The sequence below is a fragment of the Anabaena sp. UHCC 0451 genome, assembly GCF_034931405.1.
In the GTDB taxonomy this organism is placed as follows: domain Bacteria; phylum Cyanobacteriota; class Cyanobacteriia; order Cyanobacteriales; family Nostocaceae; genus RDYJ01.
Genome location: NZ_JAYGHA010000053.1, coordinates 2,686 through 15,568, shown reverse-complemented (window position 1 = coordinate 15,568; position 12,883 = coordinate 2,686). Strand labels below are relative to the sequence as shown.

General features: G+C 38.8%; 9 protein-coding genes. 2 read left to right on the top strand and 7 right to left on the bottom strand.

All coding sequences use genetic code 11. The features are described from left to right. Positions 1-1,324 (bottom strand): Calx-beta domain-containing protein (locus VB694_RS24200; protein WP_323362880.1); only part of this gene is annotated, 1,324 nt, incomplete at its 3' end. 182 nt (positions 1,325-1,506) lie between these two features. Next, positions 1,507-2,472: an RsmB/NOP family class I SAM-dependent RNA methyltransferase gene (locus VB694_RS24195; protein WP_323362879.1), complete on the bottom strand. Its 966-nt coding sequence runs from the start codon at positions 2,470-2,472 to the stop codon at positions 1,507-1,509. A gap of 343 nt (positions 2,473-2,815) precedes the next feature. On the opposite strand from VB694_RS24195, the gene VB694_RS24190 reads away from it, so the two are divergent. Then, the gene (locus VB694_RS24190; RefSeq protein ID WP_323362878.1) at positions 2,816-4,249 is read left to right on the top strand and encodes a DUF2157 domain-containing protein; all 1,434 of its coding nucleotides are present in this window, start codon (positions 2,816-2,818) and stop codon (positions 4,247-4,249) included. A gap of 105 nt (positions 4,250-4,354) precedes the next feature. Beyond that, on the top strand, positions 4,355-5,077 hold the full coding sequence (locus VB694_RS24185; protein WP_323362877.1) for a GDYXXLXY domain-containing protein: 723 nt from the start codon (positions 4,355-4,357) through the stop codon (positions 5,075-5,077). 172 nt (positions 5,078-5,249) lie between these two features. On the opposite strand, the gene VB694_RS24180 is transcribed toward VB694_RS24185, so the two are convergent. The 5 genes from VB694_RS24180 to sppA form a co-directional block, all read right to left on the bottom strand. Beyond that, on the bottom strand, positions 5,250-5,489 hold the full coding sequence (locus VB694_RS24180) for a hypothetical protein (RefSeq protein WP_323362876.1): 240 nt from the start codon (positions 5,487-5,489) through the stop codon (positions 5,250-5,252). A 66-nt stretch (positions 5,490-5,555) separates the two neighbouring features. Continuing rightward, positions 5,556-6,869: a CO2 hydration protein gene (locus VB694_RS24175; RefSeq protein WP_323362875.1), complete on the bottom strand. Its 1,314-nt coding sequence runs from the start codon at positions 6,867-6,869 to the stop codon at positions 5,556-5,558. Positions 6,870-6,955: 86 nt separating this feature from the next. Further along, on the bottom strand, positions 6,956-8,455 hold the full coding sequence (locus VB694_RS24170; protein WP_323362874.1) for an NADH-quinone oxidoreductase subunit M: 1,500 nt from the start codon (positions 8,453-8,455) through the stop codon (positions 6,956-6,958). 72 nt (positions 8,456-8,527) lie between these two features. After that, on the bottom strand, positions 8,528-10,387 hold the full coding sequence (locus tag VB694_RS24165; protein ID WP_323362873.1) for an NAD(P)H-quinone oxidoreductase subunit F: 1,860 nt from the start codon (positions 10,385-10,387) through the stop codon (positions 8,528-8,530). A 498-nt stretch (positions 10,388-10,885) separates the two neighbouring features. After that, on the bottom strand, positions 10,886-12,721 hold the full coding sequence (gene sppA / locus VB694_RS24160; protein ID WP_323362872.1) for a signal peptide peptidase SppA: 1,836 nt from the start codon (positions 12,719-12,721) through the stop codon (positions 10,886-10,888). Positions 12,722-12,883 lie beyond the last annotated feature (162 nt).

Here is a 12,883-nt window from a genome sequence, read left to right as displayed (position 1 = left end):
TATAATTGGCGCTACTTGCTAAATTAACAATGACAGTTTCATTCCCCTCATAGACAGCATCATCTTTAACATTGACATTAATTAACGCAGTAGCAGAACCAGCAGCAAAAGTCACAGTCTTGCTTAATGTGTTGTAATCAGTGCCATTAATTGCCGTACCTGCAACGGTATAATTAACCGTCGGAGATGAACTTAAATCCCCAGTACGAGTGAGAGTAAATCTACCAGGATTTGCGGCTTGTCCTGTAACAGTTTCTGCCGCAGTGGCATCACTAGCACGGATAGTAATAGTCGGTTTGTCGTTATCTGCAATGTTGACTGTAGCAGTCTTTGCTGTTCCCAGTAGATAATTTGTATTACTAGCTAATGTGACTATGACTGTCTCTTTCGCTTCCAAGAGAGCATCATTAATCACACTCAAATCAATTGTTGCTGTAGATAAACCAGCCCCAAAGGTAGCAGTACCAGTTAATTGGTTGTAATCTGTACCATTAGTTGCCGTGCCACCAACTGTATAATTAACGGCTAGGGTTGAAGTGATATCCCCAGTACGTTTGATGGTGAATTTACCAGGGTTTAGAGTTTGTCCATTGATAGTTTCAGCTGCATTAGCATCACTAGCACTAATGGTAACTGTAGATAAAGTTGCTTGTTCAACTATTAAAGATTGACCATCTACAACAATTGTGGTTGTATCATCTTCAGTTTTAATCTCTGCAATCTGCGCTGCGTTCAGATGTTTACCTGTAAGGAATGCTGCAAATAATTGTCCTTCATCACCAGGAGTATCTACTGCATTGATTTCTTTATCAACCCAATGTCCAACTTCTTCTAGAACTGTTTTTTGAATTAGTTCAGTATTTCCACTGCTAAGTAATATTTCGGAAATATATATTTTTTCTGTTTGTGCGGCAAAAACGCCTAAAGTCCCTGTGGGAAATACGGGTGAGTTTAAAACTTCTATCTGTGGTAAAGAACTAAAATCACCAACCAACCACCCAGAAGTAATTTCCTTTAATTTCCCAGCATTGAAATTATCACCGAAAATGAAGTGTGTTTGTGACTGAAAATCTGGGGACTGTGCGAATTGTTGTAGGGTTTCAGCTATCTCAGGTTGCCAACCAAAACTATCATCCCATAATAGCCTCTCAGGTACAATCTTTGACCAGTTTTGTACTGCCTCAATTGGAGATAATGACGATGGATTAATGCGAGGCTTTGCTTCCAGAGGATTAAAAATCTTGCTATCTAAAAAACCGTTGTTTTCCAATCCAGAACAAGGATTGAGGTTATCCTGGCTGTTGTGTAGTGTTAGTTCATCCATTGTGATGTACACCCTGTTACTATTGAGCGGTCTATTTACTATTTTCTGGGATTTTGTATAATTAAGTCTATAGTAATGTTACTTAAGTTAAACATGAAGTTATATTAAAGAATATAGGCATTCTGAATTATTCGTAAACAACAAAATCCCCAACTTATGATAAAAGTCAGGGAATTGGCAATTTATGCTGTTTTTGTCAAAGTTTCGTATTTACACATAGAAATTAGATGATCTAAATTGACCTTTTCTCCTTTATCCTCAGCCATATTTTTAAACAACACTGTAAATGCACCAGCACCCAAACCATCTTGGGGAAACATCCGATAACAAGGAATGTGAGTTAAATGTGATTGATATTTTGATAAATAACTAACTTCCACAGCTTGAAATTGGGGAAATTTTTGTAAAAACCATTCACATACCTGCTCATTTTCTTCTGGGGAATAAGTGCAAGTCATATAAGCCAAATAACCTTGAGGTGCGACAACTTGCGCTGAGTTAGCAATAATTCTTTTTTGCCGATTGGCACTTTTATTAATTGAGGTATGATGAAAACATCCCGGTGCTTTTTCACCTTTAGCTAATAAAGACTGACCAGTACATGGTGCATCAACCATGACTAAATGACTAGATTGGGAAAACATATCTGCAAAAATACTAGAATCTCGATGTACTACGCCACTAGGTTGAATTTGGCAACGTTTCAAATTAGAAATTAGCATTCCTAACCTTTTACCAATTACCTCATTACTAATCAGTAAATCAGGTTGTAATGCTTTCCAAGCAAATACACTTTTGCCACCTGGGGCAGCACACATATCAAACACTAAAGATACTGGTTGATTAATTGTTAACAAAACAGAAGCAGCAAATACAGAAGAAAAATCTAAACAATAAAAATATCCTTGTTTATGTAGGGGATGTTGACCGGGTTTTTCTCCTATTTGTAACCGGTCTACAAATTTGGGTTGCCAAGGTGTTGGTGCTTCTACTGCAAAAAGTGAAGTTTCTGGTTTATCTTGACACCAAAGAATAGAAGGTGAAAATGGTTGAGGATTAACTAAAGCTTCAATAAACTTTGTTTGTTCATCAGCATTTTCAAATAAACAGCGCGATACTTTCAGTAATAAATTTGAAGGCTTTTCCATATTCAAGAATTGAGTAATTTTAGCTAATTAGCACACTATGGAAACTGTTACAACAGAACAGTGTAATTAAGGTATTTGGCTGCATACTGAAAATATAATGACCACCATTGAGATTAGGTTTGTAAAGCGCGTCCAGCGCGGCTTCTGGCCTTTGGCTAGAAGCTAACCGTGTTTTGACAGTTGTTAAACTCAGGACTTACGCAACTGGCATATTGGTAGGGTGCGTCAGACTGCATAAATACTGCAAATAAACAGATTGTTGATATCTGACGCATCCTACAACAGATTTTTAGTGTGACACTTGCGTAAGTCCTAAAACTAACCCCTATGCAGCGGAGAGGTCATGATCTTAGATAATTTTGTGCGAAAATTACGCCAAGAAGCACAACTTTGGCGAGATGAAGGACTGATTAGTTCTTCTCAACACCAGCAATTAGCAGACCGTTATCAGTTTAACAAAATAGAAGCAGCTGCCAAAGAAAGTTCTGGATTAATAACCATTGCTGTGGGTGGCTTGCTTTTAATTTTAGGTGTCATTATCTTTGTAGCAGCAAATTGGCAAACATGGTCAAGGGAAGTCAAATTTATATTGTTGATGAGTTTCTTTCTGTCTACTGCTATTACTGGTTTTTTGACTTGGAGAGAACCGACACTTTCTAATGCTGCAAGTAAAAAACAACAACGTAGTAAACGTCTATTAGGAGAGGCATTACTAATTCTCAGTGCCTTAATTTTAGGTGCAACTTTAATGCTGATGGCGCAGATATTCAATATTAGCGGTTCAGCGTCACAGTTGTTTTTAGCTTGGGGGTTTGGTGTTTTAGTCATGGCTTATAGTCTATCCCTAAATTCTTTAGGTATTTTGGCTATTATCCTGTTACAAATTGGTTATTGGTTTGGACTCAGAGAGTTTTGGTCTGCTTCTAATGATTTGAATTGGGCGCGTTTAGTAGTCAGACATACGCCGTTAATTTCTTGGTTGCTGTTTGTACCTTTAGCGTATATATGTCGTTCAAGGGTGATTTTTGTATTAGCGGCAATTGCTTTTACTCTTTCTTTACAATACAATCTCAACCCTTTACCATTGTTGACTTTTTCTGATGTAATTCCTTGGGTGGCTTCTTTTGCTTTAGCACTCCCACCTGCATTATTTTGGAGTTACGATGATTTGCTTTTTCCTAACATTAATTATAGGTTATTTCAACCCATAGCCCGTAATTTAGCATTAGTTTGTTTTGCTGTAGTTTTTTATCTGTTGTCTTTCCGTTGGCAGTGGCAAGCTTTAAGTTATAGTTATGGTAATTCACCAAACAATTTCTCGACTGTTTTCCAATCTTTGCCAATAATTGATTTGGGAATTCTCAGCGGTTTAGCAGTTTTGCAATGGTTATTTCTGTTTCGTCATCGTCATCCAAACCAGAAGGAAGCATTTTTTACTGTCACTGTCATTAGCATTTTTCTGAGTTTTATTGTCATCGTACCTTTTTGGCATCAAGCTATTGGTCGAATTACTGAACTTGGTATTTTTGTTTTCAATGTTTTGTTGATAACATTAGCTTGGGGGTTGATTCAAGAAGGATTGAAGTTAAGCAACAGATTATATTTTTGGTGTGGTATGCTATTATTCATCCTGCAAATTATCAGCCGGGTGCTAGAATACGACACCGATTTACTGTTTAGATCATTGGTGTTTGTGTTGTGTGGTTCTGGTCTGATTTCTGCCGGTCTTTGGTTTGAACGTCGCCTTAATGAGCGTCCTGCGGCTAAGAAACAGTAGGAAACTGTGCAATTAGAATTGACAAATATACTAAATCTCTGCGTTAAAAATCCTCTTAGTCATTGGTCATTGGTTATTCATAACTAACATCACCTCTTATTTATCATGACAAATAATTCACCTGAATCGAAGAAAACCTTAACTCCAGAGAAAGAGTTTTCGGAAAAATTGACTTTTCGTGATTACTTAATAGCTACTGAACAGAAAGCTAATCAACCGTTACCAATTTGGCGATTAGTAGCACCTCTAATGGCACAAATTGGGCTGATTTTGGCAGTTCCAAGTCAAGCAATGTATACAGAAATGACGGGCAAAAGTGTGATTTTGCAAACTCTACCTGCATATTCTAATAATGTTTTGCAGGGGTCTGCTTTATCCCTTGATTATAATATCTCCCGCCGCGAAACTTTGAGAAGATTAACAGGTTGGAGAGATTGGGAAAGACAAAATTCTCTGAGAAATGGCAGAATAAATCAGGGCAGTCCTTTATATTTGATTCTGCAAGAACAACAGTCTTTCGGGCGTAATTTTAATAGTGGTATTCCCCCAGCTTGGCGGCCAGTGCGAGTGAGTAGTGAGCGACCTATTTATTTACCTAATAACCAGGTAGCTTTAAAGGGTAATTATCAAGATGGGTTGATTAATTATGGTTTGGAAAACTATTATGTTTCTGAAGAACAGAGACAGCAAATTAATAATGATCTGTCGCAAATACGACAAAATCGAAATGGAGATAGATCGCCGATAGTTGTGAAAGTGAAAGTAGATCCTCAAGGTAATGCTGTACCGACAAGTATGTGGATTGGCGATCGCAATTATCGCTTTTAGGAGATAGATCCCCGACTTTTCAAAAGTTAGGGATCTGGATTAGGACTAAAGCTGCGTGTCACACCAAAAATCTGTTGTAGGGTGCGTCAGATATCAATAATCTGTTTATTTGCAGGATTTATGCAGTCTGACGCACCCTACCAATGTGCCAGTTGCGTAAGTCCTGTGGATATTAGTCTTGATGGTGTAAGTTCCAGGCTGCACCAAAAGCAGCGCCAGCACCAGCTAATAATCCCGTACTCATACCTTGAATTGTTCTCTCGACTGGGTTTTTGGTCAAACATTCGCTGGTTACTGTATCAGCACGCCAGCACATTTTACTTTCTGCCCATGCAGACGTACCGCCTAAAATGACACCAGATACACTACAGGAAATAACAAGAAGTAACAGACGCTTACTTTTTCTATCCATAGATGGATGTGTGAAATAGAAGAGTGAGATTTAGTTCTCAACTATAGCAGGGAAAAAGTAAATCTGTTATCTATAATCTTGACTTTGAATACTCCGCAGCCTCGCTGCATCCCGTATGCCATAATCAGCACGGGTAAAGCGATTTAATTGAGATTCAAAAAATTCTCGGTTAGCTTGCAAATGCCGAGGATTTGGATCATCTAAAGGATACAGCAGTGCTGTTCTCAAAGCTTGAATCACCGCCGAAGTAACATTATACATTGACCGTTGGAAACTTACACCCAACTGAATCAACATATCTTCTTCCCCACGGCAATGTTTGCTGTAGTAATCAATTAGATATGGTGGTAAAAAATGCAGCATATCTTGCATTAAAAGTGTGGGGGGAATACCAGCAGTACCGACGGGAAAAACATCAGCATAAAGAATACCATAGTGGAAGTCTTTTTGATTTGCCGGCACTTGATTGGCTTGAGCATTATAAGACTTTGTGCCACGGAAGGGTTCAGTGCGGTAAAAAACTGCTTCTACATAGGGTAAAGCTGCTTCATATAGCCAAGTGAAGCCCTTAGATTTGGGGATGATTTCATAGCATTGTCCACGAATATAAACATGATGATAAATGGGACGACCAGCGATCGCAAAGATGCCATTAACTAAGAACGTCATCGCATCAGGAACACCTTTAAATCCACCTTCATCATAAATATCCGACATTTCAAAAAACACCGGTGCCATAACTTCCCAAAATAAGCCCAAATTAGCGTAATAAGACATTTGACGGCACTGTTCTAAAAACATATCTGGGAATAGTTTATACAGTCCCAGCATCGCCGGGTTGCCTTGGAAATAAGCTTTAATTGCCTTGTCAGCATTAGCCTTGTATTCTTCAGAATCAAGATAAGGGTCAAATTGTCCACCCATGCCTCTATTCCATAACATGGCTCGCATACAAGCTTCCGCAAATTCCATGTTAATGCGATCATGTAATAAATGATGTAAAATCTTGGGCATTTTGAAAGTTTCACCCTTCTCCATAAATGCCAAAAGTTCTGGATGTGCTGAAGCTTCACCGCGCCAAATTCGCAAATCTGCATCATCACCAGCATAATGATTATGGCGATCTAAATACTCTGGCGGTAAAAAGTATTTAAAAAAAGGAAATGGGTTAAGAAATTCCTGTTCAGCAATGTAGAGTAAGTCACGCCAGTAGAAATCCATCGGTACAGCATAAGCCTTATATAAACCGATGATTTGCATTAAATTTTCGGGGGTATCTGGCAACATTGAACCCCCTGCTTCTAGACGATGAATGATTTCAGCAAATTCATGTTGGGAAGGAGGTAATTTAGTAACAGGTTTTTCAGGAGTTTGTACCATTTTTTTTGATTTTTGGAAATAATTAATTAGAACTATTGGTAGATGATAATTCTTGCTGCAAACTTAAAGCATGAACTCCGATTTACTTATTTCACAGCCACTTGAGAAATTACGGTTTTTTCAACATTAAGAACAGCAGAAACCATTGCTGTAGCGGTGGGTTCACTCCAACGCACTAACCAAGTTGGTTGTATTCCTAAAAAGATAATCAGGACTGCCAAAATGAGGGCGGGCATTTTCTCAGACCAGAGAACTTGGGGATAATAAGCGAGGTTGTCGAGTTTGCCAAAACAGGTACGATTGAGGAGGATCACAAAGTAAACTGCGGTAAAACCTGATGTCAACACGCACAATAAAGTTGGAATGGGAAAAGTCGAGAAACTGCCTTGAAAGACAATAAATTCCGCAATGAATCCTGTTAAACCGGGAATACCAGCACTAGCCATTCCGCTTAAAACTAGCAGGGCGCTAATTAAAGGTAAACCGCGAATAGGACTCATTAAACCATTGAGTTTATCTAATTCACGAGTACCAACTTTTGCTTCTACAATTCCCACTAAATGAAAGAGAATAGCTAAGATAATTCCGTGGCTAAACATTTGTGCTACTGCACCAATAAGGGCTAAGGAAGTGCTGGCGGCGGCGGCTAATAACACATAGCCCATGTGACCGATGGAACTGTATGCTACCATGCGTTTGATGTCTTTTTGAGCGATCGCAATTACTGCCCCGTAAATAGCACTAACTGCACCCCAAATTGCTAAAGTCGGGGCGATAATACTCCAAGCATTGGGAAACATTCCTAAGCCAAATCGTAACAGTCCATAAGTTCCCAATTTAGCTAAAACACCACCCAGAAGAATAGCAATTGGTGCGGAAGCTTCAACATAAGCATCAGGTAGCCAAGTATGGAAGGGAACTAAAGGAATTTTGATGCCAAAACCTAATACTATTCCTATTAGTAAAAGCACTTGCATTGCTATGGATAAATTTGCAGTGGAGACGGCATCAAAGGAAAAACTAGTAGCACCAGTTAACCACACCATCCCCAAGAAAGTTGCTAAAATTAAAGCTCCTGAAATAGCCGTATAAATTAGGAATTTCATGCCAGCATAGGCTCTTTTTTCGCCTCCCCAAATGGAAATTAGTAAATAAAAGGGGATTAATTCTAGTTCGTAAAAGAGGAAGAATAGCAGCAAATTTTCTGCTAAAAAAGCACCTGCAACTCCTCCACTGATTAATAAAATCATCGAGTAAAAAAGCCGGGGACGTTCAGTATTTTGGCTACTACTATAAATAGCAATCCAAGTCAGAAGACTATTTAACACCAGCATTAAAATTGATAATCCATCAGCCCCTAATTGATAATTTAATCCCAGGGTTTCATTCCAGGGCAGATATTCTTGAAACTGCATTCCTGGATTGGTAATATCAAATTTTAAGAGGATAAACAGATTCCAGAGCAGAACTAGACCTGCTACGGTTAGGGCTGACAAGCGGACGCGATTTGCTGGGATGGAACTACTAGGAAAAAAACCGATAATTGCTGCACTTAAAATTGGTATCCAGATTAAAACACTCAACATATTAATTATGTAAATTAGGGGTGTATTGAATATGGGGTAATCTAAAATTACCCCATTAGCTATTATTTGCACTTAAAAAATCAAGTCGAAAAACTGCACTCCCCAGAATGGCCAAGCTACCCACATTCCTAAAATACTTACTCCCATTAATACAGTGAAGGCATAAAATTGGGTTTGTCCTGAAGTGCTGTACTTTAAACCTTCTCCTCCTAATAGGGAAAACAAACCAACTAAATTGACGATACCATCGACTACAAAGCGGTCAATCATATCAGCAAACTTAGAAATTTGGGCTACACCAAAAATGATGGTCATTTTATAGATTTTAGGGGTATAAAAGTCATAAGCAAGTAAGTCTTGCAGACCTTTCCACGGTAGCCGAATTGGTTTGGGAATATTGCCTAAATAAATTACGCTGCTAATACTACATCCGAAAATACTCGACCAAATTAAAAGTAGTGCGACATCTTTATTTAAACTTGCCCAATCTGGCAGCAGTGATAAACTTTGCAATATTAATGGCAGATGTAGAACAAAGCCCATTAAAATTATCATTGGTAGAACCATTGGCCAATGAACTTCAGGCGATCGCTCACTCATTTGTTTGGGTTTACCACCAAAAATTAAACTAAATTCTCTGGTTAAACTAAATGCTGTCAACCCGTTTACAACTATGACTATTCCTACTGACCAAGGTTGAGTTTCCCACAGGGCATCTGCTAATTTGAACAATGCCCAAAAACTACCTAATGGTGGAAAACCAATTAAGCCTAAAATGCCGACAATAAAGGCTATACCGGAAATGGGACGGCGTGACCACAGTCCACCTAGTTGGGTTACGTCTTGAGTGATGCTGTTCCAGATAATGCCGCCGGTACTCATGACCAATAGGGCTGATGCTAAGGCATGGGTGAATACTAATAACAGTGCAGTTTCATCTTGTTTCATGCCCACGGCGATAAAAATCAAACCCATGTAAGCACTGACCGAATAAGATAGACAGCGTTTAACATCAATTTGAGCGATCGCAATTAGAGAACCACCAATTGCTGTGACTGCGCCAATGGTAACAATAAAGGAGGAAACTATGGGTGATAAAGTTAAAATTGGTTGCAGTTTAATTAGTATCCACGCACCGCTGGCAACTACTACCGAGTTTCGTAAAATTGTACTGGGTGCTGGTCCTTCCATCGCTTCATCTAACCACAGATGTAGGGGAAATTGAGCGCATTTACCCATCGGACCTGCAACTAAGGCTAAACCCACTAATGTAATTACTGTGGGATCGACTTTAGCAGTAATTGCCCATTCCGCTAGTTCGGGAAAGTCCCAAGTTTCAGTTAGAGGCCATAATGCTAATACTCCCATCAGCAAAAATAAGTCTCCTACCCGCTTGGTTAAAAAAGCATCTCTTGCACCGGAAACTACCAATGGTTGACTAAACCATAAACCAACTAATAGGTAAGTTCCCAAGGTGAGAATTTCCAAAATTACATAGCTGAAAAACAGGTTATTACATAAGACTAAGGCGCAAAGTCCGGCTTCAAATAATCCCAATAAAGAATAGAAGCGACCCCAACCCCAGTCCATTTCCATGTAACCCACAGCAAAAATCTGTGCTAGGAAATTTAAACCGGTAATGACTAGCATTGCACCAATACTTACCGAGGAAATTTCTAAAGCAATGGTGAGGTTTAAACCAGCTGTAGATAACCACGGGATAAAGACTTCTTGGGGTGCTTGGTTCCAGGTTGCTTGGAGAGCGATCGCACTATGAATAAAGGCCAAGAATGTCATTACTAAGTTGACATAACCTGCTGGTCTAGGTCCGGTTTTGCGAATGATCCCCGGCGACCAAGGTACAGCTAACAATCCTCCTATTAAGGCGTAGCACGGAACTAGCCAAACAGTCTCAAGCAGAAACTGAGCCATCAATTTACCTCTAAATTGGTAGTAAAAATTAGGACGTTGGAGTTAATCAGGGTTGATGCTGATTCACTCTGGTATTTTCGATAAATGGATTTTATCTTTACTTAATATTGTTAAATCTAGCTTACCGTTATCTGACGCAAAAAGGAATTAGTTCATCTAAATAAATAAACGATATCTACTCTAATTAATTCTTATAAATCGAATTATCGGATTAATGAATCAGAACCATTGCTATTTCTCTATGAATCAAGCCAATCATGTTTACAGTTTAATCGGATAGATTTTGTTATATTTGTGACTTTATATTGGGTATAGAGTAGGCAATTACCCACCTGACATTGATGCTAAAAATCGTAAGTATTCAGCTATAGCAATCGTTCATCCCCAGATCCCCGACTTCACCAGATCAATTTATCATTTATGAACACAATCAACAAAAGAAGTCGGGGATCTTATCGCTTCACCTGAATTCTTACTAAAAATCAATCTAAAAATCAATTAATCAATTTTCAAGTTAAAAGGTAAACGGGCATAAATCCCTTGAGGATCATTCATTTTCTGCAAGATTAAGATTTCTTGTTGCAATTTTTCAAATTCTGCTAAAAGTGGGTTAGCTGGTTGGATTTTAGTTCTTTCAATTCCTAATTTTGCTTGTGCTGCTTGTAATTTTCTTCCCAAGAAACGTTCTTCTAAAGATTTAACTTGTGGATATTCCTCGATTTCCCAATTATTGCCTAATTTCGCTTGTTTAGCAGCATATTCAATGGCCACATTAAGACCACCAATTTCATCAACTAAACCGATTAGTTTTGCCGATGCACCTGACCAAACTCGACCTTGGGCTATTTGTGCTACCTTTTGTTGAGGTAGTTTTCGACCTTGGGCAACTTTATCAATAAACATATTATAAATGCGGTTAACGCTGCGTTGATAAAGGGCTAATTCTTGAGGTGATTTAGGACGAGAAACGGTTTGATTATCTGCAAATTGGGAAGTTTTGACTGTATCCCAAGTGATGCCGTTATTATTGCCTAATTTTTGACCATTGAATAATACACCAAATACGCCAATAGAACCTGTAATTGTGTTGGGTTCGGCAAAAATGCGATTAGAATCACTGGCGATCCAATAACCACCGGAAGCAGCTACATCACCCATGGAAACAATCACTGGTTTCACTTGTCGAGTTAATTTGATTTCTCGTTGAATAATTTCTGATGCTGTGGCGCTACCACCAGGACTGTTAATTCTTAAAACTACAGATTTCACATCTTCATTTTGGCGGATTTTGCTGAATATTTTGGCAAAGCGATCGCCACCTATTTGTCCATCTTCTCCTTTTCCATCAACTATTTCCCCTTCAGCATAAACAACAGCAATTTTATTTTCTGAGTTGCGTTCTATGCCCATTGATTTACCCGAAACTTCAGCATAATCAGTAATATTAATTTGCCGGAAGTTCTGATCGTCTTTATCACTAGCAGTTAACTTTTTCAAATCAGCAACTACTTGATCTTGGTAAGCTACTTGATCTATTAAACCGTTGCTTTTAGCTGTGTTAGCCTCTAAAATAGCTTGATTATTGGCGATCGCCTGTAACTTTTGCGGGGGAATTTTCCGACTTGTACCTACCGAATTCCGCCATTCTCCCCACACATCATCCAATAATTTCTGGGTTTGTTCTCGATTTTCTGAACTCAGTTTATCAAGAACAAACGGTTCTACTGCTCCTTTAAATTTTCCTACCCGCACCACCTGCACACCAATACCGTATTTCTGCAATGCTCCCGTTAAAAATATCGGTTGTGAACTCAAACCATTAATTTCCATCAATCCTACGGGATTGAGTACGATATTATTAGCTACTGAACTGAGATAATATTCTTTTTCGTTCCAGTCTGTACCGTAGGCAACAATCTTTTTCCCAGATGTACGAAATTTATCTAAAGCTTGACGAATTTCTTTGAGGGAAGCATAACCGAGACTACTAGTAGTACCAGACTTTGTTGCGTCTATATAAATCCCTACAATGCGAGGATCACGTCGTGCTTTCTCTAAAGTTTCAATTACTTTGCGGAGTGTAATTCGATCTTCATCTACACCAGCTAAGGTTTTTTGGAGAAAGTCGTTGGAACTGGGTTGACTATCGGTGATTTTCATTGACAAGTCAAATACCAGCATGGATTTATCTTTGACTTTTGGACCTGTATCTTTAGAAGTTGTAGCAGCGATAACTAGGAACAATAAGCCTAGAGTACCGATACCAGAAAAAATAGTCAGTCCCAACAGGCTACCAATTACACTAGCAAAAATTTGTTTAAGAAAGTTCTTCATTAGTTATTAGTCATTAGTTATTAGTCGTAGGGGCGAAGCATTCGGTGTAAGGGCGTAGCATTCGCTGCAAGGGTGTAAGGGCGAAGCATTCGGAAGATAAACTTGGGGAAAAACCGATAATTTATCGACCGAATGCTTCGCCCCTACTTGGGAAAAACCGAT